Raw genomic sequence first — 24,239 nt, 5'->3', positions numbered from 1 at the left:
TCCGAGAAGAGCTTGATAAATTAAGTGCTTTTCAAAATTTTTTCTCACATGGGATGTTGGTCACGATGCGAAGGCGGGTTTTGAAGAAGAATCAGTCTTCACACATTTTAAAGATCGTATAAGTCATATGCACCTTCATGATTATAACGGTAAGTCAGACCATCAATCTTTATATACAGGAATCGTCCCTGTGAATAGCAGATTAAATTTTGCTCAAAAAAATGATTTGTCTGTGGTTATTGCCGAATCTGTAGCCAAAATCAAGAATTCAGAGTTTCTTAGTTAAGAAAGGAATTCAAAAGATGACCGCGAATTTAAAATTGTCTAAAGGCGATAAAGTAGGCTTAATCGCTTGTTCAGATGGTGTGAGAGAAGAAAACTCACTTGAAGTAGAGGCCTTAATCAAGGTACTGAATTCTTTTGGACTTGAAGTAGTCGTTGCTAGTACATTGTTCAGAAGAGATGCCTATTTCAGTGGTGCTCCTAAGGTAAGAGCAGCGGAATTAAATCGACTATTTAATGATGATGAAATTATGGCTATTTTTGATATCTCAGGTGGAGATTCCGCTAACCAAATCTTACCGTACATAGATTACAATAGGATTCGAATGAATCCAAAGCCTTTTTTTGGAATGAGTGATTTGTCGGTAATTCTGAATGGATTATATACACTAGGCAATATAAATTCGTATCATTATCAGTTGATGAATCTGGTCTATTCTGATGGAAAAGAACAACAAAATGCTTTCTACCAATCCTTTTTCGAAGGTCATAATGATCTTTATGATTTCCAATATAAGTGGGTTCGTGGTAACCATATGAGTGGTATAGCAATCGGTGGAAACATTCGATGTTTTATGAAGTTGGCTGGGACTAGCTATTTTCCTGACCCTACTAATAAAATCATCCTCTTAGAAAGTTTAGGGGGAAGAGCGAATAAAATAGTCTCCCTAATCGCTCAACTTCAACAAGTTGGATATTTAGACAAGTGCGCGGGTTTGATCCTGGGATCTTTTACCGAACTGGAGCGTTACAATGAATTTTCTGTCGTTGAAGAGTATGTTAAGGAGATTAGCGAATCGACCAAACTTCCAATTGTTAAGACAGACGAGATAGGGCATGGAAGTAACGGTAAGTGTATCGTAATAGGACAGGAGATTATCTTATAAGAACTTGATTCGAGGGTGATATGAAATGTGTTCTATATAGAATCTATAAATGAACAAAAACGATACAGAAAATTCCAATACCACTTAGGCAACATTGAATCGCTCACAAACCGTATGAAACGGGATTTCCTTTTGGGCGCACTCGTAAACATACCTAAGTCGGTCTTGTTGGACCTGCTTTCGTACCATGCAAGCTAAAAGCGCCCATAAGCGGATAAACGCTTTCGCGGAACGAACTTGGTAGGTGTCAAAACCCAAGTTGTTTTTGGACTGGCGAAAGAAGATTTCGATAGGCCAGCGTTTGGCATAGTATGTGGCTATGGTTTCGGTTCCCAGGGAAATATCCGTGCAACAAAAGGCGCGCAAGGCTTTCGGTTCCCCAAAAGCCAGCTTCGGCCAACAAAGTAAAACCACGGCGTTCTCGATTCCAGTCAGCGCTCCTTCGTAGCGATACATCCAGTTCGACGAACCGTTCACGATCAAGAGGCGAACATCTGATTTTTGGATGTGCTTCGCGAAGTCTTGCACCGAAGTTCGCATGCCTTGGGGATACAGAATCCGGTTGGTTTTCAGTGCTCCGATGAAGTGGTAGCCTGCAGCAGCGTAAGCATTGATCACGCGAGGGCAGGTAAACCAGAAATCTACCAAATATAATACTAAGAATTCTGCAGGGACTGGTTGAATTTCAACCTTTGTTCATACCCGTGAATATAGTTGAGGCCTGAGTGAGTTAACTCACCTGAATTAGCATAACCGGCTTCGTGAATATGGGTCAGGGTAATATTGAAATCTCTTTCGTCCATACCTATTTGGTTGAAGCGGGGTTCCTTCTCTTCTTCAAGCAACTTCAGAATCTGATATACCGGGTCCGTACGTAGCAATTCATTCAGCTTCCTTCCTGTAAGCAATATGGCTTTAGCATATGCACAAGGAGGGATGTTGGTGACCAACTAATACTAAGAAGGGGGCAAATAAATGAATGATTCGATCACTCTATTGCCAAGAGACAAACACGATTTTGAACGGGTACACGATCTGAACAAGCTGGATAAAAAGGACCTCATCCCATTAATCCCGGAGTTGTTACAATGGCTGCAGGATATAAACTGGCCTATAGCAGAAGAAATCTCCAATTTGTTGCTGACGGTTCCTAAAGAGACGGTTCCATACATAGAGGAGATTCTAAACGGAGGAGATGACATATGGAAGGCATGGTGTCTGCAGTTTTATGTAAGTCAATTGCCTGAAGAATTCAGACATCCATTAGAGAAGCAGATTCAGAGAATAGCCTATAACCCAACCAAGGGCGAAGAACTTGAAGAAGTGCATATTACAGCAAGAGAATTGCTCAAGGATTTCAGCTGAATTCCTTGAGCAATTGTAATTATTGCATACCGTGGCCCGTAATCGTCTTCGTCTCCAGACATTCCGCAATACCATATTCCCCGTATTCTCTGCCAAGCCCGGACTGTTTGTAACCGCCGAAGGGGGCTTTCATTTCCGGGCTGGCACCATTAATGCTCACAACACCTGCAGCAATTCTGGAGGCAACCCGATTGGCCTGATCCAGGTCCGCGGAATGCACATAGGCCCCAAGGCCATAGTTGGTGTTATTGGCGATTGCAATCGCTTCTTCCACGGTCTTATAGGTGAGAACCACTAATACGGGTCCGAAGATTTCTTCTCTGGCAATCGTCATGTCCTCAGTAACATTTACGAACAGGGTGGGTTTAACGAAATAACCATGTTCTAACCCCGCAGGCCGGCCGATGCCACCTGTCACCAATTCTGCGCCTTCATCAATACCCGTTTGAATATAGCGCTGTACGTTCAGGAACTGCTTCTCCGTAACAATAGGGCCAAGCACCGTGTCTTCCTCCCAGGGATTGCCGACCTTCACTGCCCCGATAGCTGATTGTGCCAGCTGCTTCACTTCCTGGAGACGATGCTCCGGAACAAGAAGGCGTGTACCTGCTACGCAAGCCTGCCCATTATTCATAAATCCTTGAGCTACCGCTACTGGAATCACTTTGGTGTAATCGACATTATCCAGAATTATGTTAGGTGACTTACCGCCGAGTTCCAACGTAACCCGTTTCAGCGTTTCTGCTGCACCTTTCAGGATTTCTTTGCCGACACGGGTCGATCCGGTAAAAGAAATAAGCGCAACATCCGGATTGCGGGTGAATTCAGCACCCACGGTATGACCGTAACCATTCACGACATTAATGACTCCTTTCGGGAGTCCTGCATGGTGGAATGCTTCCGTAATTCTTTCGGTCTGCAGGGCACTAAGCTCACTCGGCTTGATGACAACCGTACATCCCGCAGCAATGGCCGCCGCAAGCTTCGCCGTGATTTGTGAATAACTTGCATTCCAGGGCGTAATGACCCCGACGACACCGGCAGGCTCAGAGACTACCTTGGCAGAAGCGATATAACGGACAAACTCAAAGTTGTCCAGCGCCTGCTTCGTATCGAGGAAATTAGCAGCAGCCAGCTTCACGCGGCCGATGGCTGATTTTGTCGGGGCGCCATATTCCATAATATTCGCTTCCGCCATTGCATCCATATTCGCCAGTACAGCATCATGCAGCCGTTGCAGCATTTCACTGCGTTCTTCCACAGAAGTCTGAGAGAAGGTTGCAAAAGCTTCCTTAGCCGCAGCAATAGCCAGTCGGGCATCCTCCTCATTACCGAGTACAACCTGACCTATCACTTCTTGGGTAGCCGGGTTGATCAGCCGCTGAATCTCCTTCCCTTGCGGTTCGATATACTCACCATTCACATACATGCGATCCAATGTAAACATGTAGACATTCTCCTGTTCTTAAGATGGGATAGTATGAAGACGAGGAAATAATATCACGATAAGTAATCAAAGTAAACAAATAAAGCATAAAGTGTCTAAGAAGTATATTTTGTTTCTTGCTATGTGATTTTCATGTATAATGGGTTCACTGGCCAACAGGAGGAAAAAACAGTATGTCCTTAGACCCAAAGAAGTCCCTGGCGCAAAGCAAGCTATTGAAAAAAATCATTCCAGCCGTTATGAAGGATGGCTTCCAGCAGCTGAAAATGGAAGAAATCGCGAAACTGATGGATGTCAGCCGTGCTACTATGTACAAGCATTTTTCCTCAAAAGAAGAGGTCATTGCCGGTGTAGTGTACATTTTTGTGGACTACATAGATCAATTGAAGCTTCCTTCCGTGCAGGTGGAGGAAGAATTATTCGGGGTTTCTTTTCAGCAGCTGTTTGAGCAGTCAGTTTCGCTCGCCGGTAAAATATCTGAGGTGTTCCTGAAGGAGCTGCAGAGCGCTTACCCGGAGCTGTCCGACAGCCTGAGGTCGGCACTACTGAAGCGCGAGCAGCAATCGCTGGAATTCTACCGTCATGGTATAGACAAAGGCATATTCCAGCCGGTCAACGAAAGATTCATTCTGCTTCAAGATGAGCTGCTGCTGCGCGAGATTATGAATACGAAGTATTTACTGCAGAATCAGACCTCCATACAGCAGGTGCTGACGGACTACTATCAGTTTAAGAAAATTCAGTTGTTCCGCCCGGAGAAGATGGAGCTCATCGAGGATTATCTTATCATTCCGGTCATTAATCATGTCGCAGAGAAATACAATCGTACACTGTAGGAGGACAATATGCAGCTAATTCACCCCAAAGACATCCAAACCCAAATCGACCGGTTCACCGGTCAGGACCTTTATATACACCTGGAGCTCACAACTGGTGCTTATGCCAGTCACATTGACAGTTCGCGTCCGCCGGGATCGGCGTTCATTAGTAATGCACTTATCCGCTACACGCACGGCTCAATTTCGGGAACAGGTCCTTACCGGGTTGGCCTGAAGACAGAGCAGGGCTGGATTTATGCGGAAGGGCTTACCCATGTGGATGAGAACGAAACCGAGCGGCTAATCCTGGCCGGACATGATAATCAAGGCAAGCTGATTGTGGCGCTGCAGCTAAGCCGGAACCCTTTTTAATGCAAATGGAGGATCAAGCAACCGTGAATAGCAGACCTATGGACAATAAGAAGATTTTAGTTGTACTTCCCCATCCCGATGATGAGGCGTACTTTGTATCCGGAACCTTGGCTATGTACATTGAAGAAGGGGCTGAGGTTACTTATGCTTGTCTGACACTCGGCGAGATGGGCCGCAACATGGGGGTTCCATTAATAGCGAATCGGGTTACCCTGCCGGCGATCCGTAAGGAGGAGCTCGCTGCGTCCTGTCAGGCAATAGGTATTCAAGACTTAAGAATGCTCGGCTTCCATGATAAAATGATCGAGTTCGAAGACCGGGATCTGCTGGATAGTCAAATTATGAAGCTGATTCAGGAACTGACTCCGTCGATAGTCATTACCTTTTATCCGGGGTACAGTGTCCATCCTGATCATGATGCCACCGGCGCTGCTGTTATTCGCACCATTGCCCGGTTACCTCTGACAGAAAGGCCAGTTGTACATTGCTCCGCTTTCTCTAACAATCATGAGAAGATGATCGGGAAAGCGGATGTAACTATAGATGTGACCTCATTCCTCGCTGTGAAGATTAAGTCTATTTTATCGCACAGCTCCCAGTTCCAGGAGGACAAGCTTCTTGGCGGCCGTGATATAACAGATGCTGTAATCCGCAGCAAGTTCGGCACCGAACGCTTCTGGACCTATTCATTCGAGGAGCATGATACGACTAACCGGAATGGAGAATTGCTGTGTGCGCAGACATAAGTGCTAAGTACATAGAACAAGGGGCTGTTACCGAACCGGACTATATTGCAGTGAATCTCGAAGATGCAGTGAATTATGTGATGAATTTAGCTCGATAGGAGTGTTACAGATGACTGAACAACAAGTGTACGTCCGCTTCCCTGAGGACACCGATGCCGGTGAGCTTACAGCGATGTACAAGCGCAACCGGGAGTTTTTTGAGAAACATTCGCCTGATGTTCCTGATGAGTTCTATACGGAAGAGTACCAGCGCGACAAGATTGCACAGTATAAGGAAGACAGGGAAGAGGACGAAAGATACGATTTCCTGGTATTCCATAAGGCGGATCACCGGATTATCGGCACCGTAGGGTTGTCTTTTGTGGTGCGGGGACCGCTGCAGAGCTGCATGATCGGGTACAGCCTGGATAAGGATTATAACGGAAGAGGCTACATGACAGAGGCTGTGAAGCAAGTAGTACACTATGCCTTCGAGGAGCTGAAGCTCCACCGGATCACAGGGGAAGCTTCCCCCGCAAATCCCGGATCGATCCGTGTGCTGGAGAATGCCGGGTTCCACAAGGAGGGAATTGCCCAGCGCAACGTGAAAATCAGGGGAGTATGGGAGGATCATCAGATTCTGGCCATTCTCAATCCGTCAGATCTTATCTAACAGAAGCAATGCAGTCATAGCATTCATATTCTTAATTCCGGAGGTTCATCTATGAGTCAGCGTTTGCGTATTACCCGTTCTATGCAGGAAGGCAATGCAGAGCAAGCCATTACATTGGAAGAGTGCACACAGTATTTTGCAGACAAACCCGATTTCTCGTACTCACAAGTCTTAACCGTAAAAGGGCCCGAGAGCACGATGTCCATTGAGGGTGACTTTTTCATGTGGAGCTATGAAGGGATGGAGTTTCCTTTCCGGTTGTACATGGGAGATCTGTACGTAGCCCTTTCCACAGAAGCCGTAGTTCCTGTATTGCTCGAGGTTGCCACCGCCCTGCGGGCTGACGTGGTTGAAGGGTAGCTTAGGGAAAGTTCAGGTTAATCTGTTTATTACACATTAAGTAACCCCAGGTGATGTTATATTTATCCAATGAATACGGCACATTTAGGGGGCAATTGTATGAATAATATTAAGACTAGAGTAAGTCCGCTGCACGAGATGTTAACCGATTTTGTTGAGAATGGACCGTTTACGGGATTAGCTATAGGCATTGTTAAAGATAACGAGGTTATCTTCACAGGTGAGTATGGAGCAGCCAATGTGGCGACAGGTGAGCGAGTGGATAGCAGCACTTTATTTCATCAAGCCTCCGTCTCCAAAACATTCGTAGTTACAGCGGTTATGCGGCTGGTGGAACGCGGACAGGTAGAGCTGGATTCGCCCGTCAAGAACTATCTTCCTTATTTCAAAATGGAGGATGAACGTTATCTTCAGATTACTGTAGGGCAGCTGCTCAACCATACCTCCGGCATGCCGGATGAAGAGGATTATGCCTGGGACCGGCCTGAATACGATGAAGAGAGTCTCGAACGGTACGTGAAAAGCGTCAGCCGTCACAAGCTGCTGAGCGAACCCGGCACTCATTTTGCTTATAGTAATATCGCTTATGAGATTCTGGGGGATTTGATCGCCAAGGTCAGCGGTCTGAGCTTTGAGCAGTATATGAATGAGCATATTCTTGAAGCGGCGGGGATGACATCCAGTTCATTTCTGAAGCAGGAGGTGGAAAGTGCTCTGGCCGCTCCTCATGTACTGAAGAATTCAGCAGGGTACGGCCCTGGTGTAAGTGAGGTGTTTCCATACAACAGGGCGCATGCCCCCAGTTCCACGCTGTATACCAACGCCCAAGATATGTGCCATTATATGCTGATGCAGCTGAGCCAGGGGAAGGCCAAGGACCGGTATAATGCCTTACAGCCCGGCAGCTATGATCTGATGTGGAATCCTACCATGGCTACAGGCTGGGGCCCTGAGCATGAGCAGGTCGGGTTGGGATGGTTCCTGGGCCAATATAAAGGGGCCCGGATTCTCTCGCATTCCGGATGGGATACCGGCTTTCTGAGTGACCTGATCCTGTTCCCGGATGATCATATCGGCATCTCTATAATGACCAACTGTGACTATGTATGGCTTGGCAGTGCAACCTATCCAATCCTTGATCTGCTGCTGGGTTCGGATATTAGTCAGCTCAAGCAGTCGATGGCACATCTTGTTGCCAAAGCTGCTGTAACGAATGGAATCGATATAGCACTTGAAGAATATCAGCGTATCAATAGTTTGGAGCAAGACAAGCATTATTCCGCAGATTTTGAATTTGTGCGCGTTTCGGATACTTTAAGCTGGAGGGGCCACCATGAAGAAGCTATTCGCGTTCTTACCTGTGCCGCCGCAATCTTCCCTGATAGTGAATCGGTTTCAGACAGGCTGAAGGGGCTTATGACAGAAGCATAGACGTTTTGCAGATACTTAATATGAACTTATCAAGGCTCCGCCGACAGTCAGAAGGACTGCGGAGGAGCCTTTTTATAAGATTCTATAGTTGCTGCACTGAATCCATACGCCGCCAGCCCATGTATACCAGAGACAGGGCAACAACGGTGAGGATGATCCCAAGGACCCGGAATCCGCCGAAGCTGAACTGATTCCCCATCACGATGCCGATCAGCAACGAAGAGAGGATGGTCCCGAAGTATCTGGACGTACTGAATAATCCGGAGGATACGCCGATGATGTCTTTGGGGGAACTGTTGAACAAGGCGGCTTGCATCGCGACATTGTTCAATCCGTTACTGATTCCGAAGGCCGCCAGAGCGAGGCATATGCTGATCAACGGAGATGACGGATTCAACATCACGATCCATACTGATCCGAGTGTCATAAGGATTGCGGATACTACCATGGCGGGCCTTGGACCTGACACATCAATCCATTTCCCAGCCAGCGGAGAGACAACCAGTGAGCATAAACCCAGACTTAACATAAGAATTCCCGTGTGGAACTCGCTGACATGACGAACCAGCTGCAGGTAAGACGGCAGGCCGAAAAAGACAGAATAAAACAGAAGATTAACCAGCATGAACTGGAGATTGACCCAAGTCAGCGCCGGATAGCTCGCGAAAGTCCGCAGCGGAATAAAGGGTGATTTGGCGAAGAGCTCATGCCGCACGAAGACTGCAAGGAGAACTAGTCCGGCCAGGCCGGCTATAACATTGAATAAGGAGACATGTCCGGAGGATTTGGCAGACAGCAGTTGAGCTAGCAGGGCGACCAGACCTACAGAGAATAGCAGAATACCAGCTACATCCATACGGTTCATCCATTGGCGCATAGACAGCTTATTAGCAGCGGCCGCCAGCGGCTGGTCCTTAGGAATAATCCTCCAGGCTAACACAAAGCTTGCCGTCACAAAGGGAACGTTGATGAAGAAGATGGACGACCAGCCCCATAAGTGAATCAGTACCCCTCCGATAAAAGGCCCAATGGCTGCGGCTCCCGATGTGAACATAGACAGAACAGACAGCGCGGTAGCCTGCTTCTCCGTAATATGCACCCGTACAATAGCCATTCCTACCGCCACCACCATACTGGTACCAACGGATTGTACAATCCGGAATACGATCAGCCACCCGAAGCCCGGGGCCAAAGGAGCTAATATAGAAGCAACGAAGACGATAACCAGCCCGGTAAGAAAGATGGTCCTGCGGCCGAATATATCACTGGCTTTGCCCATGACAGGTTGAGCAACCGCGCTGGCAATATAGAATGAGAAGATAATCCAGGAGACTACGGTGTAATCAAGCTGGAACTGATGCTGTAATCGTGGTATAGCCACAGAAACCATCGAAGAGTTGAGCGGGTTTAGCAGGATTCCCAGCCCGACGGATATCATTAACCACCAGCTGCGGGTATTCATTATATTTTCCCCCTATCATTGCGTTAGGGATATCGTACTTGAATTGGATTATTTACTCCAACGCATTTTATGTTATGATTTCATAGACTTGAGGGAATGAATGGAGGCGGGTTATGGAACTTCTTCAATTGCAATATTTCATCGCAGTGGCCCGTTTGGAGCATATGACCGAGGCTGCGCTTACGTTGCATGTGACTCAGTCCTCACTCAGCAAGACCATCCAGCGCCTGGAAGAGGATCTTGGGGTTCCCCTGTTTGACCGGACCGGGAGGAAGCTGCGCTTAAATGAGTCCGGCAGCAGATTCCTTCCGCGTGCGGAGAAGGCCTTGTTTGAATTGGAGCAGGGGAGGCAGGAGCTTAGAGATCTGTCCAGCCTGGAGCCGGATACACTTGAATTAGCAGTCACCACCGCAAGCACATTGCCTAATATCCTCCGGGAATTCCGCAAAAAGCTGCCGGCTGTCCATTTCCACGTACAAATGCTGTCCATGCAGGAGATGATTACCCTTCTTCGAAGGGGAGAGGTCGATTTCTGTTTGTCCTCACCTCCGGTATGGGGAGAAGATGTGGAGTGTCAAATCGTCTGCAACGACCCTATCTATGTTGCCGTTCCAGCGGGGCACCGTTTGGCAGGCCGCCAGAGCGTATGCCTAATAGAGCTCAAGGATGAATGGTTTGCCGGTGTCACAAGAGGCTACGGGATTCGTGATTTGGTGGACTCCGTATGCCAATCCGCAGGATTTACGCCACAGTATGTGTATGAAGGGGATGAACCGGCAAGGCTCGCCGCCCTGGTGGAAGCCGGAATCGGCTTAGCCTTCATACCCGGCACGGCCAAGAATGCCCAGGATAATATAGTGTTGATCCCTGTTGAGGATCAGGGACTGGTCAGGGAAATCGCCTTGTTATGGCATAAGAGCCGATACATTTCACAGGCTGGACGGATATTCCGTGACGTTGTTATTGAATATTTTAATGGAAACAATGAAGAATGAAGGAGGCTGTGAGTAATGGATATTAATCAAGCTGAACATAAGCGCGTTCTAGTTGTATTTCCGCATCCCGATGATGAAGCCTTCGCTGCTGCAGGGACCCTGGCAAAGTACATCGACAGCGGTGCCGGGGTGACCTATGCCTGTCTGACCTTAGGGGAGATGGGGCGGAACATGGGAATCCCGCCATTCGCCAACCGGGTTACGTTGCCGGAGATCCGCAAGGAGGAATTGATAGCCTCCTGCCGTGCGATTGGCATACAAGATTTAAGGATGCTTGGTTTCCACGATAAAATGATCGAATTCGAAGACCCGCAGCTCCTGGACAACACACTGCTGGCGTTGCTCCAAGAATTGACCCCGTCACTGGTCATTTCCTTTTATCCGGGATATAGTGTACATCCCGATCACGATGCCACCGGAGCCGCTGTCATCCGGGCGGTCAGCAGGCTCCCGGCTGCGCAGCGGCCAATAGTTCACTGTATTGCGTTCTCCAGCAACCATGAGCAGATGATTGGCCCGGCGGATGTGAACGTAGACGTGACTGCATTCCTAGCGAAGAAAATGGCCTCGATTCAGGCCCACCGTTCACAATATCAAGCGGCGGAGCTTGTGGGAAGCCGGGAGCTGACTGCGGAGGAGATTCAAACCAGGTTCGGGTCGGAATCCTTTTGGACCTACCGGGTGGAATAAGTGCTACAATAATAATGTTAATGCACTAAGGCGTCGGGAGGGCAGGCCATGAACAAAGAAGAACAGGTCCTGATGAATTTCAGGGATTTATTTAACAAGCTGAGCTGGCTGAATAAATCCAAGATGGAAGTGAGTCTTAAGGGGTACAAGCCCTCTGAGGTACATTGCATCGAATATATCGGGCAAAATGCGGATTCCAACGTGACCATACTTGCGGAGCATTTTTATATGACTAGAAGTGCCATAAGCAAAATAACCAAGAAGCTCATGGAAAAGGGCTATATCGAAAGCTACCAGAAGCCGGATAATAAGAAAGAAATCTATTTCAGGCTTACGAAGCAAGGGGAAGCGGTCAGCAAAGTCCATGAAGAATTGCACCAGGAATTCCGTGAGCGGGATAAAGCCGTGTTCGAGCAGGTAACCGAGGAGCAATATGACAGCATGCTTGGCTTCATTGAGAAGTATAGCAGGCATTTGGATACAGAAATCACAAAACTCGGTGCAGATTTGAAATCGGAATGAATTGAATACTGATAATGAAACCTTAGGCAGCCGGGCTCTTTCGAGAACGGTTGTCTTTTTATTGCATAGAAAGCTGCGGGTGAAGCGGACTGAGAAGACGTTATTTTCCCAAAAAAGCCTGGTATGAGGATGAAGCGGACTGAGAAGCGCTTATCTTATTCATTCATGTCCGAAAAGAGGGGGAATCGTCCATATAAGCGATTCTGAGTCCGCGTGACCCGCAAAAACATCTGTTTTGCTCTAATAGCGGATTCTCAGTCCTCCTCACTGGCTGAGGGCTAATGGGCGGCCAGGAAATTTTGTTAATGCGGTTTTTATTGACGAGGAAACAAAAATGCAGTAGGATGATTATGTTTCCTAGGAAACATAATCATGACGTTTGAGGGGAGAATCACATGTTCAAATCCAAATCACACACTACACAGAACACAGAACAAACCGTAGACAGACACGCTTTAATCTTCGGCCTTATCTCTGTATTTCTGTGCGGAATAGGCTTCACTATCATAGCGCCTGTCGTTCCATTCTTAGTGCGGCCGTATACCGATAATCCGGGAGAACAAGCGGTAATGGTTACACTGCTGACCTCCGTTTATGCTTTCTGCGTGTTTTTTGCGGCCCCGGTACTTGGGGCACTAAGCGACAAATACGGCCGCCGTCCATTGCTCTTAATATGCCTGTTAGGTTCTGCAATCGGATACTTTGTTTTTGGCTTAGGAGGAGCCCTGTGGGTACTGTTCGCCGGACGGATCATAGAAGGTATAACAGGCGGGAGCATCAGCACAATCTTCGCCTATTTTGCCGACATTATTCCTGCGGAGCAAAGAACCAAATACTTTGGATGGGTGAGTGCGGTAGTAGGTGCAGGCACTATTATTGGCCCGAGTGTAGGCGGGTTACTTGCCAAGTTTGGCTATGCTGTACCGATGTTTTTTGGTGCGGCCATTACTTTATTGAATGTTATCTACGGATTGTTCTACATGCCGGAGAGTCTGAGCAAGAATAATAGACTGAAAGAGATTACCTTGGTTAGACTGAATCCATTCTCACAGCTGGCCAGTCTGCTCTCCATGAAAAACTTGAACAGGGTGCTTATTTCCGCCTTCCTGCTCTGGATACCTAATGGATCTATGCAGGCTGTGTTCTCACAATTCACAATGGATTCCTTCAGCTGGAAGCCGGTAATCATCGGGCTAATGTTCTCCATTATGGGCTTTCAGGATATCCTGTCGCAAGGCTTCATCATGCCCAGGCTTCTGAAGAAATTAAGTGATCAGCAGATCGCCGTACTTGGAATGGTCTCGGAGATTATAGGCTATGGGTTCATTACCGTCTCGTCTCTCTTAGCGTTCTATCCGCTTTTCATCGTTGGGATGTTCATCTTCGGTTTTGGTGATTCGATCTTCGGGCCTTCATTCAACGGGATGCTCTCCAAGTCTGTCGATTCGAGTGAACAAGGGAGGATTCAAGGCGGCAGCCAATCGATTCAGGCGCTGGCCAGGATGATCGGGCCTCTCATTGGGGGGCAAATCTACGTTTCTCTTGGACACGCCGCACCCGCTGTTATGGGGATCATCCTTATTGCAGCAGCAATACCTGTTCTATATAAGAGAGCACATGTGACAATGTAAAATGTCCCGCAGCCCCGCCAGCCGGCGGGGCTGCTTGTTCTTCAACTATAATTATGGTATAACTTATTACAAGTCATTTAATAAGTGCTGGCTGAAGTGCAGCATAGCCGGCAACCCTACAAGAAAAGGCAGGAACAAACAATGAACCAGAAAGAAAGAATGCTTGCAGGACTTCCTTATAAAGCCTGGCTCGATGGATTAACGGAAGAGAGAACAGCTGCGAGACTCAAAGTCCATCAGTTCAATCTGCTCCGTCCCGATGAAGAAGAGGAGAGAGCAGCACTGATCCGGGAGATCTTCGGCAAGACCGGAGAGGTAGTTCATATCGAAGCGCCCTTCCACTGTGATTATGGAACGAATATCTCCGTAGGGAATAATTTCTATGCTAATTTCAACTGTACCATTCTTGATGTCGGCAGAGTCGTCATCGGTGACAATGTCATGTTTGCTCCGAATGTATCGCTCTATACCGCAGGTCATCCCGTCCATCCGGACTCCAGAAATTCAGGATATGAATACGGTATTGCTATAACGATTGGCAATAATGTCTGGATAGGCGGCAATGTCATTGTGAATCCCGGTGTAACCATTGGCAACAATGTAGTAATTGGTGCTGGCAGTGTTGTGACCAAAGATATACCGGATAACGTGATTGCTGTAGGAAGCCCTTGCAGAATTATCCGTGAGATCACCGAGGAAGACCGGAAATTTTATTATAAGGACAGAGAATTTGATGTTACGGATTACTAAATAAGTACATAAGTGGCTCTCAGCGGTCCATGTACACCCACCACGAGTTTCATTTCGATATCGGCGGAATTGGAGGGGCCGGAGATGAAATTAATTGATGAGCCCACCGGCTCACCGGCTTGAATTCTCCGGTTAAACGCTGCTGCTGCCTGAGTAGAACGGAGCACAAGCCTCTGCCGCTCAATCACCGCAATATAATGTGCTGGCAGGAAGTGAAGGGAACGGCCCTGATCCGGGCGGCTCTCCACCACAACCGTTCCGGACTCGGCCAGCGCACAGTCAGCGAAGATAATCGCTGTATTCGCTGATTCAGCCCGCCTAATATTCTCCTCTCTTCCTGCTGCTTCCTCCCACATGGCGGCATCCGGGAACTCCAGCCCGTATTCGGCAAACCGGGGATCTCCGGATGTCATAACCAGCCCGCCGCCATTCGCTGCTATAAGATCATCCAAGGTCCGCTGCAGAATCTCCGGTTTCGATTCAATCACCTGAGTGTGAATGAAGAAACACTGCTCCTTAAGAATCTCTACCAGATCGTCGTTAGTTAGGTCGCCATAGCTGTCCGGAATCAAGTCCTGTATAACAGGCCGCTGAACATTAGTCTTACGTTCCCGGCCCAGCTTAGAGGCAATTGTATTCAGAAAATCCTCCTTATTCGGGGATACTGTCATTGCTCTGACCCTCCTTTACGTTTCTCCATCCATGCCCGGAAGCTGTCCTGCTGCTTGACGGGCTGCTTGAGGTCGCGGGCATGAATCCAGCCATGAATTAAGGCGGGGCCTCTTACGATTCGTCCCTGTTTACTCATCAATCGGCTGGCAGAGTGTGCTAACCGCAGGGTCCGGCCGAACAGGGCAGGGGAGGACAGCAGCCGGCTGGCCGCTTTCATCTGAAGCCTGTCTCCGGCGCCTGTTCTTCGCTGCTCGACAATGTTCTGGCGGTGCATGATCAGCTGCTCATGCAGCGGAATCTTTACCGGGCAGACATCTGTACAAGCACCGCAGAGACTGGAGGCAAACGGCAGCTCCTTATAGTCATCGTACCCGCCAAGCAGCGGAGTGATTACCGCACCTATCGGGCCTGGATAGATTGAACCGTAAGCATGCCCGCCGATATGGCGGTAGATCGGGCAGACATTAAGGCAAGCACCGCAGCGGATACACTGCAACGCCTCGTTAAATTCACTTCCCAGAATATCGGACCGGCCGTTGTCGACGACAACCAGGTGGAATTCCTCGGGACCATCTGTCTCTCCGGCTGCAGAAGGCCCCAATACTGTAATGTAGCTGGTTAATTTTTGTCCGACGGCACTGCGGCAGAGCAGGTTATCCAGAACCTCCATTTCCTCCATGGTCGGGACAATCCGCTCCATACCCATCACCGCAATATGGGTCTTCGGAATGGCAGCCGTAAGATCACCATTGCCCTCATTGGTCACGAGATTAATCGCTCCCAGATTAGCAATGGCGAAGTTGCAGCCCGTGATCCCGACTTCGGCTTCCAGGAACTTTTGCCGCAGAACCGTCCGGGCGAATCCGGCCAGATTCTCCGGGGTTTCATCTCCCGTATATCCAAGCTTCTCGGTAAATACCTTTTGGATTTGTCTCCGGTCTTTATGCAGTGCGGGAGCGACGATATGCGAAGGAGGGTCCCAATCATCCATTTGGAGGATATACTCCCCAAGATCCGTCTCAATCAGCTCACAGCCGGCTTTGATCAGGACATGGTTCAGCTCAATTTCCTCCGTGACCATAGATTTGGATTTTACAACCTTTTTGGCCTGTTTACGCACAACAACATCCCGTATATAACTGCTGGCCTCTTCTTTGGTAGCTGCAAAATAAATATGGCCGCCTTGTCGCTCAACATTATCTGCGAGCTGCTCCAGATAATAATCCAGATTCTGCAGGGTATGCTGGCGGATAAGCTGGCCTACATTCCGCCACTGCTCCCAATCCCCTAATGCGGTGGCGGCAGACAGACGTCTCGTCTTGAGACTGTCCTGCGCAGAACCGACAGCATTTCGCATGAATGAATCCCCAAGGCCGTCCAAAGTCCGTTCACTGAAATCACGTTTATCGGTTTGCAGGCTCAAGTCTGGCTTCCTCCTCTGCTAACAACAGGCTGATGCTGATTCAGCACTTCTGCAATATGCATAATCTTGACAGGCTCACCCTTGCGGGACAGACGCCCCCCGATATTCAGCAGGCAGCCCATATCCGCACTGATCAGAATATCTGCTCCGGTATCCTTGATACAGCCGCATTTCTCGTCCACCATCTGCTCGGAAATCTCAGGCATTTTGACCGAAAAGGTTCCGCCAAAACCACAGCAGTTATCGCTGTTCTTAAGCGGCTCCAGCTGCAGTCCTCTGACGTGTTCAAGCAGCTGATGTGGAGTTTCCTTCTCACCCAGCAGCCTTGTCATGTGGCAGGAACGGTGGTAGGTGGCGGTTCCTTCCAGGCTTGCACCAACATCGGTAACGCCCAGCACCCTGACGATGAACTGCGTGAACTCATAGGATTTCTCTTTCAAAGCAACCGCTTTCAACTCCCACTGCGGATCCCCTTTGAAGATCTTCGGGTATTCATGGAACATAGCAATGCAGGAGCCGGAAGGACCCACGACATAATCGGATTTATCGAAGGCAAGCATCATATTCTGCATGGCGAGCTTCGAATCCTTCAGATAGCCGCTGTTATACGTGGGCTGCCCGCAGCAGACCTGCGAAGCCGGGAAATCGATCTCACAACCCAGTCTCTCAAGGACTTCAACCATAGCAATACCGACCTCCGGGGTCATAAGGTCTACTAAACAAGTAGAGAAAATACTGACTTTCACGACCGATCCCTCCAATCAATGTAACCCTATAATTATAGCTTAACTCAAAAAGTCAATGAAAAACAACATAAAAACAAATAGTAAATGTGAATCTTATTGACAATAAATATTGATAGCGTTTACACTATGGTGGGGCAATTGTAATAATCTACCTTGAGGGGGAGAAACAGTGACCAAGCATTTGATGTATATCGATGGCCAATTTACGGAATCCGAAGGCAAAGAATGGATCGAAGTAACCAACCCGGCAACAGATGAAGTAATCTCACAGGTTCCCAAGGCTACAAGGAATGATGTCATACGTGCCATTAATGCAGCGGAAGAAGCCCAATCAGCCTGGGAGGAGACTCCTGCGGTGGAGCGAGGCAGATATTTGCATGCCATTGCAGACGGGATTCGCGCGGAGGCGGACAGCATCGCCAGGCTGATCTCGGAAGAAGTAGGCAAGACACTGGAATTATCTACTGTAGAGGTGAATTTCACAGCGGATTATTTGGATTATATGGCGGAATGGGCACGGCGTTATGAAGGAGAGATCGTTCAGAGCGACCGTGATAATGAGAATATTTTTGTGTTTAAACGGGCGATTGGTGTAACGACAGGCATCCTGCCCTGGAATTTCCCGTTCTTCCTGATTGCGAGAAAGATGGCTCCGGCGCTGATTACCGGCAATACGATTGTCGTCAAGCCCAGTGCGGAATCCCCGAACAATGCCGTTGCCTTCAGCCGTATTGTTGATAAAGCCAGTCTGCCCAAAGGGGTATTCAATCTCGTCACCGGCAGAGGCGGAGAAGTAGGCCATGAACTGGCCAGTAACCCGAAGGTCGGAATGGTCAGTCTTACAGGCAGCGTACCGGCCGGACAAAAAGTGATGGAGGCAGCCGCCGAGAATATCATCAAGGTCAGTCTGGAGCTGGGGGGCAAGGCACCGGCCATTGTTATGAAGGATGCCGATCTGGACCTGGCCATCAAGGCCATTGTGGATTCCCGTGTGATTAATACAGGCCAAGTCTGTAACTGTGCAGAGCGTGTCTATGTACATGAGGCCATTAAGGATGAATTCACCTCCCGCCTGGTTGAAGCTATGAAGGCAGTGAAATACGGAGACCCGCTCAAGGATAAGGATATTCATATGGGACCTCTGATTAATAAAGCCGCACAAGAATCGGTTCAGCAGAAGGTGGACCGGGCAGTTCAAGAAGGTGCTACAATTGCTCTAGGCGGTAAAAAGGTGGACGGTGCAGGCAGCTTCTTCGAGCCCACGGTTATCACCAATGCTACCAACGACATGGAGATTGTACAGGATGAAATCTTCGGACCGGTTATCCCGGTCATTTCATTCTCCACCCTGGATGAAGCAATCGCGCTTGCCAACGACAGTGAATTCGGATTGACCTCTTCGTTATACACTCAGAATCTGAATGTCGCTATGAAAGTGATCAAACGCCTGAAATACGGAGAGACCTATATTAACCGCGAGAATTTTGAAGCGATGCAGGGCTTCCATGCGGGCTGGAGAAAGTCCGGGATCGGCGGTGCCGACGGCAAACATGGACTGAACGAATACCTGCAGACGCATGTAGTCTATCTACAATATGACAAGTCGGTTAACTAAATGAACTCATAATTCTCGCAGATATAATAAATGCTCCCAGGCAGTGTGGGAGCATTTTTGCGTGGCTATTCAAGATTTTTCTTCAAATAATATTTCGTTTGGCCTTCCTGGGGACAATCATGGATCTCCCCGAAGATCTCGTACCCCTGCTTCTGATAAAAGTGCGGAGCCTGCCAGCTCATGGTAGTTAATTCACTTACCTTACAGCCGCGCGACCGGGCTCTGTCTTCCAGCTCCTTGAGCAGTATTCCGCCTAGTCCGTTGCCTCTATAGGCGGGATCGACGGCCAGTAGATGAACATTTAGAATCTTCCAGACCATATCTCCGGTAATACCCCCTACATATGTATCTCCTTCATACGTTGCCAGCGAGATCACTTCGCGCTCATACGGCGGAATGCTGTCATCCATCCGCCGGCTATGCTCCTCCAGTAATCCCGATATTTCCTGCTGATTCTGCTCCAGATTTAAATCTGCGATTCTCACCATTTAACACCACCCCTTCTGCTGAAATTGTAACACAAATTTTAATTATTATTGACAAATTGCCCGCAGTTAAATATATTGTTCATAAGACTAAAAGTTTCCCGAAGGAAACTTTTATGTATTCAGAACTTATTGTTTCATTCAGGAAACAAAAAATATTCAGACTCATAATTATATCAGATTTCAGACAGCAATTAGCAGATAAGGAGTTAGCATATGATCGAGATTAAAGACCTAAACGTTGATTATTTCGGCAGTTCAGCACTGGAAAATGTGAATCTCGAGATCCCGTTCGGGCATACGGTGGGGATCATCGGACCGAATGGCGCAGGGAAATCAACACTGATTAAGGCATTATTAGAAGTGATTAAGAAGAGAACTGGCTCGGTCAGGGTTGAGGGCAGGGATATTTCGGAGTACAAACGGAAGATTGCCTATGTGCCGCAAAAAAACGATATTGATCTCACGTTTCCGATCACAGTGAAGGATACGGTGTTGACTGGAACCTACCCGAACCTGAGAATCTTCCAGCGCCCCGGCAAAAAAGAGCGGGAACGGGCCGAGGAATGTATGGCGATGGTGGATATAAGCGATCTTGCGAATAAACAAATCAGCAATTTATCCGGCGGACAGCTGCAAAGGGTCTTTATTGCCAGGGCACTCGCCCAGGGAGCGAACGTTTTTTTCCTGGATGAACCGTTTGTCGGGATCGACATGGTCAGTGAGAAGATTATCGTGAATCTGCTTAAGCATCTTCGTGAAGAGGGCAAAACCATTCTCGTCGTTCACCATGATCTGCATGAAGTGGAAGAGTATTTTGACAAAATTATTATCCTGAATAAAAAACTGATTGCCTTTGGAGATGTGAAAGATACCTTCACTACCGGCAATATCCGCGCAGCATATGGTGCCTCCTTGGGCAATGTGATCATCAAAGGGGCAGGAGGGGCCGAACATGATTAATGTTATGTCAGACTTGTTCAACATCCCGGTCTACGCGCTTAACGCCGGCTTATCCGCCATCATCCTGGGCATTGTATCGGGGGCGCTGGGCAGCTTCATTGTTCTCCGGAAGATGTCGCTGATGGGCGACGCTTTATCTCATGCTGTACTGCCTGGTGTAGCCTTGTCCTACATACTGGGGATCAACATCCTGCTGGGCGCATCCCTGTTTGGCCTGTTAGCCGCCATCCTCATTCAATTCATTACAAGCCGCAGTACGATCAAAAGCGACACCTCCATCGGCATTATACTCAGTTCATTTTTCGCCCTGGGGATTGTCCTCATTACTTTTGCCAAAAGCGGTCTGGATCTGACTCATATTCTGTTCGGGAATATCCTCGCTGTTCCGCAGTCTGAGTTAACGCAATCTTTCATCATCATGCTCGTTGTGATTGCCATTATTGTATTGCTGTATAAAGAGCTGCTGATCAGCTCGTTCGATCCGGTAGTTGCCAAGGCTTATGGTTTAAAAACAGGCTTCTATCATTATCTGCTGATGATGCTGCTGTCTGTAGTTACGGTATCTTCGTTATCGCAAGTGGGGATTGTGCTGGTCATTGCGATGCTGGTGATCCCGGCAGCCACCTCCTATTTATGGACCCATACGCTGATCCACATGATTGTATTAGCCTCTGCGGTGGGTGCGGTATCGGGAATTGTAGGTGTGTATCTCAGCTTTGGCTTTAATCTCCCGACAAGTGCCACGATAGTACTGGTGGGTGTGAGCCTGTTCGCGGTCTCCTTCATACTGTCACCCAAAAATAATTTCTTAAGGAAAGGGCTGAAGCAAGGATGAAACAACTCAAATGGCTATCCTCTATCGTTCTGATCTCACTGCTCGCTGCTTGTTCTAATACTAATGAGAGGGAAGCGGGTGAGGATAAGCTGCAGATTGTTGCCACTTACTCCATCATCGCAGATATGACCGAGAATATTGTCGGGGACAAAGCTGAAGTATACAGTATGGTTCCCATCGGAACAGACCCGCATATGTATGATCCATTACCTGCCGATACGGGCAAGGTGTCCAGCGCAGATTTGATTTTCTATAACGGCCTGAATCTGGAGACGGGAAAAGGTTGGTTCCAGGACCTGCTGAAGGTGACGAACAAGAATGAGGTTGCCTTTGCTGTCTCCGATGAAGTGACACCGATGTATCTGACTGAGAAAGGCAAGGAAACGCAAGTGGACCCCCATGCCTGGCTGGATATCCAGAATTCCATTAAGTACGTGGATGTGATCACCAAACGTGTAATTGAACAGGACCCGGACAACAAGGAGTATTATCTTAACAATCAGACAGTTTATGTGAAGGAACTGAATGAGCTGGACCAATACGCCAAAGAGGAAGTAAATAAGATCCCGCAGGAACAGCGGATTCTCGTTACCAGCGAAGGGGCATTCAAGTATTTCTCGAAGGCTTACGGCTTCGAATCGGCTTTCATCTGGGAGATTAATACGGACAGCCAAGGGACGCCGGAGCAAATGAAACGGATCATTAGTATTATTGAAGAGAATCAGGTGCCTGCATTATTCCTGGAGACGAGCGTGAACCCCAAGACGATGGAGACCATCTCTAATGAGACAGGAGTGCCTATACATTCTAAGATCTTCACTGATTCCTTAGCTAAAAAAGGGGAAGACGGCGACACCTACATTAAGATGATTCAATGGAATATCGACAAGGTCATCGAAGGGCTGTCACCTGATAAATGAAGGTAAATGCACATGAAGAGTGTCCAAAAGGCGGAATCCGCTGCTTGGAACACTCTTTTTTGTTTTACAGTTTGTATAAAAATGAATGAAAGACAAATTGAAATGACAAATATCATATTTTTGCGATGATTTATTCATTACACTAAACCACAAGAATGAAATTGATAATCATTATCAATTATTGAACAGCAATTTTTATAATACAACTGGCGGGGGGGATTCGGTTGCAGGGTCGTTTTTGGCGGACTGTATTGGCAGTGTTTCTGTTGATGCTATTGATCATACCAGGTCAAGCTCATGCAGCGGACGGCAATTGGCGCAAGGTGGTAGAGCAGATAGATGACACTTTGCAGCAAGCGCTGAAGACTTATGTTAGCGGGGATGTCGCAGAGGCCAAGAACCAGGTCAATAATGCGTATTATGGTCCCTATGAAGCCGGGCAGATGGAGAAAGCGGTGAAATATAATATTTCATCGAAACGGAATGCTCTGATTGAGGAAGAATTCCGCCAGATCCGGAAATCCATGACGGCCGGGGCGACCAAGGCCCAGGTGAATCAGCAGATGTCTGAGCTGGTAGACATGCTGCAGGAGGATGCGGCAACGCTGAGTAAGTCCGACAGTACGCCGTGGGGGATTTTCTTATCATCACTGGTCATTATCCTGCGTGAAGGTATTGAAGCAATTCTGGTTATCGCGGCAATCATTGCGTATCTGCTCAAGTCGGGCAATAAGGATAAGGTCAAGATTATCTACCAGAGCACATTAGTGGCGCTTGGGGCAAGCGTGCTGACTGCCATCGGGCTCAAATATTTATTCAACATCAGCGGTGCCAGCCAGGAGAATCTAGAGGGAATTACGATGCTGCTGGCCGTAGCTGTATTGTTCTCCATGAGCTTCTGGTTAATCGGTAAAGCAGACGCCAAACGGTGGAAGAATTACATCGAAGGCAAGATTCAGACCTCCATTACGACAGGTAACACCGTGACTTTGTGGCTTGCAGCCTTTCTTGCTGTATACAGGGAAGGTGCAGAAACTGTGCTCTTCTACCAGGCTCTAGTGACTGGACAAGACAGGGAAGGAATTAGCATGATCGGGCTGGGGATTCTGGTAGGCGCCTTGGCGCTGGTCGTCATCTTCCTGGTGATCCGCCTCGGAAGTTTGCGTATTCCGCTGAAGCCGTTCTTCATCGGCACCAGCATTCTGATGTACTATCTGGCCTTCGTGTTCGCCGGAGAAGCCATCACGGAGCTCCAGGCTGGAGCAATGATTAGTGCAAGTTCGGTCTCCGGATTCCCGATTATCAGCTTCTTCGGAATCTATCCGACGGTCGAGAGCTTAACCGCGCAAGGTCTGCTGCTGCTGGCTACCGCCATAGGACTAATCTGGTACCTGATCTCTTCCCGCAAAGGGACAGTCAAACCGGATGGCAAGCCTGCACAGGGTTAAGCGTCATAACGTTATTGGCAATGCTTCATAAATAAATAATTCATTAGGGGTGTAGAGGATGAAACAAATTAAAAATGTATTGATGGTTACCGGAATTGTACTCGCAATGTCTGCCATAATGGCAGGTTGTAGTTCGGACAACAACAGCAGCAGCAATGCCGCGGCATCAGGCAATAATACGGCAGTCAATGCTGCAGCGGATGAAGCGCCAGCTTTTGAAGAATTCCCGATCGGGGAAGAGCAGGAAGTGGATGGCATCAAGATTGGCGCCCTGTACCTGCAGCCGGTGGATATGGAGCCTATGGATAAAGCAGGCTTGCCAGCCGCACAGTCTGACTTCCACCTCGAAGCAGATATTGCCGCACTGGAAGGGAACGAGACAGGCTTCGGTATCGGGGAGTTCATTCCTTACCTGACTGTTCATTATCAGATCAAAGCCAAAGATACAGACACCGTTGTCTCTGAAGGCACCTTCATGCCGATGAATGCTTCGGACGGCGCACATTATGGAGCTAACGTTAAACTTCCGGGCGCAGGTACTTATGTTCTGAACTATGTAGTAGAATCCCCGGAGAAAATGGACTATCTGCTGCACACGGATGATGCGACTGGGGTTACCGGCCGGTTCTGGCAGGAGCCGATCGACTTGACTTGGGAATTCTCCTGGGTGCCAAGAACCTGGTAAGCCGGACCGGACAGAACCTTCGCAAGCTCAATCGGAG

General features: G+C 48.2%; 26 protein-coding genes and 1 pseudogene. 19 read left to right on the top strand and 8 right to left on the bottom strand.

Annotated elements, in window-relative coordinates; all coding sequences use genetic code 11:
* Nucleotides 1–302 precede the first annotated feature (302 nt).
* Nucleotides 303–1,169 (top strand): LD-carboxypeptidase, encoded by an 867-nt coding sequence (locus MHI42_RS02460; RefSeq protein WP_342422635.1) that lies wholly within the window; start codon nucleotides 303–305, stop codon nucleotides 1,167–1,169.
* 84 nt (nucleotides 1,170–1,253) lie between these two features.
* Here the strand turns inward: MHI42_RS02460 and MHI42_RS02455 are convergent.
* Both MHI42_RS02455 and MHI42_RS02450 read right to left on the bottom strand, forming a co-directional pair.
* A pseudogene (locus tag MHI42_RS02455) lies at nucleotides 1,254–1,817 on the bottom strand (transposase); the annotation flags it as partial.
* Nucleotides 1,818–1,825: 8 nt separating this feature from the next.
* The gene (locus MHI42_RS02450) at nucleotides 1,826–2,050 is read right to left on the bottom strand and encodes a hypothetical protein (protein WP_171719517.1); all 225 of its coding nucleotides are present in this window, start codon (nucleotides 2,048–2,050) and stop codon (nucleotides 1,826–1,828) included.
* Between the two features lie 94 nt (nucleotides 2,051–2,144).
* On the opposite strand from MHI42_RS02450, the gene MHI42_RS02445 reads away from it, so the two are divergent.
* Nucleotides 2,145–2,534, top strand: a complete 390-nt coding sequence (locus tag MHI42_RS02445; protein ID WP_342422634.1) for a DUF5071 domain-containing protein — start codon at nucleotides 2,145–2,147, stop codon at nucleotides 2,532–2,534.
* A 19-nt stretch (nucleotides 2,535–2,553) separates the two neighbouring features.
* Here MHI42_RS02445 and MHI42_RS02440 read toward each other — a convergent pair whose 3' ends face one another.
* The gene (locus tag MHI42_RS02440; RefSeq protein WP_342422633.1) at nucleotides 2,554–3,981 is read right to left on the bottom strand and encodes an aldehyde dehydrogenase family protein; all 1,428 of its coding nucleotides are present in this window, start codon (nucleotides 3,979–3,981) and stop codon (nucleotides 2,554–2,556) included.
* A 173-nt stretch (nucleotides 3,982–4,154) separates the two neighbouring features.
* Here MHI42_RS02440 and MHI42_RS02435 point away from each other — a divergent pair, with 173 nt between their 5' ends.
* The 6 genes from MHI42_RS02435 (at nucleotide 4,155) to MHI42_RS02410 (ending at nucleotide 8,360) form a co-directional block, all read left to right on the top strand.
* Nucleotides 4,155–4,817 carry a TetR/AcrR family transcriptional regulator gene (locus MHI42_RS02435; protein ID WP_342422632.1) on the top strand — a complete coding sequence of 221 codons (663 nt, stop codon included), beginning with the start codon at nucleotides 4,155–4,157 and terminating at the stop codon, nucleotides 4,815–4,817.
* Nucleotides 4,818–4,826: 9 nt separating this feature from the next.
* Nucleotides 4,827–5,171, top strand: coding sequence for a YojF family protein (locus tag MHI42_RS02430; RefSeq protein WP_042137271.1), 345 nt, complete (start codon nucleotides 4,827–4,829; stop codon nucleotides 5,169–5,171).
* A gap of 38 nt (nucleotides 5,172–5,209) precedes the next feature.
* A complete protein-coding gene (bshB2, locus tag MHI42_RS02425) occupies nucleotides 5,210–5,917 on the top strand; it encodes a bacillithiol biosynthesis deacetylase BshB2 (RefSeq protein ID WP_342422631.1) in 708 nt (235 codons plus the stop codon).
* Between the two features lie 109 nt (nucleotides 5,918–6,026).
* Complete coding sequence (locus MHI42_RS02420; RefSeq protein ID WP_342422630.1) at nucleotides 6,027–6,569, top strand: GNAT family protein; 543 nt, start codon at nucleotides 6,027–6,029, stop codon at nucleotides 6,567–6,569.
* Nucleotides 6,570–6,620: 51 nt separating this feature from the next.
* Entirely contained in the window at nucleotides 6,621–6,929 is a 309-nt protein-coding gene (locus tag MHI42_RS02415) for a hypothetical protein (protein ID WP_340987178.1), read from the top strand.
* Between the two features lie 99 nt (nucleotides 6,930–7,028).
* Nucleotides 7,029–8,360, top strand: a complete 1,332-nt coding sequence (locus MHI42_RS02410) for a serine hydrolase domain-containing protein (RefSeq protein WP_342422629.1) — start codon at nucleotides 7,029–7,031, stop codon at nucleotides 8,358–8,360.
* Between the two features lie 82 nt (nucleotides 8,361–8,442).
* Here the strand turns inward: MHI42_RS02410 and MHI42_RS02405 are convergent, their stop codons facing one another.
* Nucleotides 8,443–9,822 (bottom strand): MFS transporter, encoded by a 1,380-nt coding sequence (locus tag MHI42_RS02405; RefSeq protein ID WP_342422628.1) that lies wholly within the window; start codon nucleotides 9,820–9,822, stop codon nucleotides 8,443–8,445.
* A gap of 113 nt (nucleotides 9,823–9,935) precedes the next feature.
* Between MHI42_RS02405 and MHI42_RS02400 the strand changes: the two genes are divergently transcribed.
* The 5 genes from MHI42_RS02400 (at nucleotide 9,936) to MHI42_RS02380 (ending at nucleotide 14,410) form a co-directional block, all read left to right on the top strand.
* The gene (locus MHI42_RS02400; RefSeq protein WP_342422627.1) at nucleotides 9,936–10,817 is read left to right on the top strand and encodes a LysR family transcriptional regulator; all 882 of its coding nucleotides are present in this window, start codon (nucleotides 9,936–9,938) and stop codon (nucleotides 10,815–10,817) included.
* A 15-nt stretch (nucleotides 10,818–10,832) separates the two neighbouring features.
* Nucleotides 10,833–11,507, top strand: coding sequence for a bacillithiol biosynthesis deacetylase BshB2 (gene bshB2, locus MHI42_RS02395; protein WP_342422626.1), 675 nt, complete (start codon nucleotides 10,833–10,835; stop codon nucleotides 11,505–11,507).
* A gap of 48 nt (nucleotides 11,508–11,555) precedes the next feature.
* Nucleotides 11,556–12,029, top strand: a complete 474-nt coding sequence (locus MHI42_RS02390; protein WP_342422625.1) for a MarR family transcriptional regulator — start codon at nucleotides 11,556–11,558, stop codon at nucleotides 12,027–12,029.
* A gap of 395 nt (nucleotides 12,030–12,424) precedes the next feature.
* A complete protein-coding gene (locus MHI42_RS02385; protein ID WP_342422624.1) occupies nucleotides 12,425–13,660 on the top strand; it encodes an MFS transporter in 1,236 nt (411 codons plus the stop codon).
* 141 nt (nucleotides 13,661–13,801) lie between these two features.
* The gene (locus MHI42_RS02380) at nucleotides 13,802–14,410 is read left to right on the top strand and encodes a sugar O-acetyltransferase (RefSeq protein WP_342422623.1); all 609 of its coding nucleotides are present in this window, start codon (nucleotides 13,802–13,804) and stop codon (nucleotides 14,408–14,410) included.
* Here the strand turns inward: MHI42_RS02380 and MHI42_RS02375 are convergent.
* Genes MHI42_RS02375 through MHI42_RS02365 form a run of 3 tightly spaced genes read right to left on the bottom strand, consistent with a single transcriptional unit; the run spans nucleotide 14,407 to nucleotide 17,251 of the window.
* The gene (locus tag MHI42_RS02375) at nucleotides 14,407–15,081 is read right to left on the bottom strand and encodes a lactate utilization protein C (protein WP_342422622.1); all 675 of its coding nucleotides are present in this window, start codon (nucleotides 15,079–15,081) and stop codon (nucleotides 14,407–14,409) included. The two genes, MHI42_RS02380 and MHI42_RS02375, sit on opposite strands and share 4 nt — an antisense overlap.
* On the bottom strand, nucleotides 15,078–16,505 hold the full coding sequence (locus MHI42_RS02370) for a LutB/LldF family L-lactate oxidation iron-sulfur protein (RefSeq protein WP_342422621.1): 1,428 nt from the start codon (nucleotides 16,503–16,505) through the stop codon (nucleotides 15,078–15,080). Before MHI42_RS02370 ends, MHI42_RS02375 begins: the two co-directional genes overlap by 4 nt.
* On the bottom strand, nucleotides 16,502–17,251 hold the full coding sequence (locus MHI42_RS02365) for a (Fe-S)-binding protein (protein WP_342422620.1): 750 nt from the start codon (nucleotides 17,249–17,251) through the stop codon (nucleotides 16,502–16,504). Before MHI42_RS02365 ends, MHI42_RS02370 begins: the two co-directional genes overlap by 4 nt.
* 169 nt (nucleotides 17,252–17,420) lie before the next feature.
* Here MHI42_RS02365 and aldA point away from each other — a divergent pair, with 169 nt between their 5' ends.
* Nucleotides 17,421–18,866 (top strand): aldehyde dehydrogenase, encoded by a 1,446-nt coding sequence (aldA, locus tag MHI42_RS02360; protein WP_342422619.1) that lies wholly within the window; start codon nucleotides 17,421–17,423, stop codon nucleotides 18,864–18,866.
* Between the two features lie 65 nt (nucleotides 18,867–18,931).
* On the opposite strand, the gene MHI42_RS02355 is transcribed toward aldA, so the two are convergent.
* Nucleotides 18,932–19,354, bottom strand: coding sequence for a GNAT family N-acetyltransferase (locus tag MHI42_RS02355; RefSeq protein WP_342422618.1), 423 nt, complete (start codon nucleotides 19,352–19,354; stop codon nucleotides 18,932–18,934).
* 216 nt (nucleotides 19,355–19,570) lie between these two features.
* Here MHI42_RS02355 and MHI42_RS02350 point away from each other — a divergent pair, with 216 nt between their 5' ends.
* The 5 genes from MHI42_RS02350 (at nucleotide 19,571) to MHI42_RS02330 (ending at nucleotide 24,202) form a co-directional block, all read left to right on the top strand.
* Nucleotides 19,571–20,314, top strand: a complete 744-nt coding sequence (locus tag MHI42_RS02350) for a metal ABC transporter ATP-binding protein (protein WP_342424674.1) — start codon at nucleotides 19,571–19,573, stop codon at nucleotides 20,312–20,314.
* Entirely contained in the window at nucleotides 20,307–21,149 is an 843-nt protein-coding gene (locus MHI42_RS02345; RefSeq protein WP_171719534.1) for a metal ABC transporter permease, read from the top strand. Before MHI42_RS02350 ends, MHI42_RS02345 begins: the two co-directional genes overlap by 8 nt.
* Nucleotides 21,146–22,069, top strand: coding sequence for a metal ABC transporter substrate-binding protein (locus MHI42_RS02340; RefSeq protein ID WP_342422617.1), 924 nt, complete (start codon nucleotides 21,146–21,148; stop codon nucleotides 22,067–22,069). The genes MHI42_RS02345 and MHI42_RS02340 overlap by 4 nt, the downstream gene beginning before the upstream one ends.
* Before the next feature lie 275 nt (nucleotides 22,070–22,344).
* Nucleotides 22,345–23,517 (top strand): FTR1 family protein, encoded by a 1,173-nt coding sequence (locus MHI42_RS02335; RefSeq protein WP_342422616.1) that lies wholly within the window; start codon nucleotides 22,345–22,347, stop codon nucleotides 23,515–23,517.
* A gap of 58 nt (nucleotides 23,518–23,575) precedes the next feature.
* Complete coding sequence (locus MHI42_RS02330) at nucleotides 23,576–24,202, top strand: iron transporter (protein ID WP_340987164.1); 627 nt, start codon at nucleotides 23,576–23,578, stop codon at nucleotides 24,200–24,202.
* Nucleotides 24,203–24,239 lie beyond the last annotated feature (37 nt).

The organism is Paenibacillus sp. FSL E2-0178 (genome assembly GCF_038593005.1).
Taxonomy (GTDB): Bacteria; Bacillota; Bacilli; order Paenibacillales; family Paenibacillaceae; genus Paenibacillus_AQ; species Paenibacillus_AQ phytohabitans.
The sequence above is the reverse complement of the archived record's forward strand: the minus strand, read 5'-3'. Positions and strand labels throughout refer to the sequence as shown.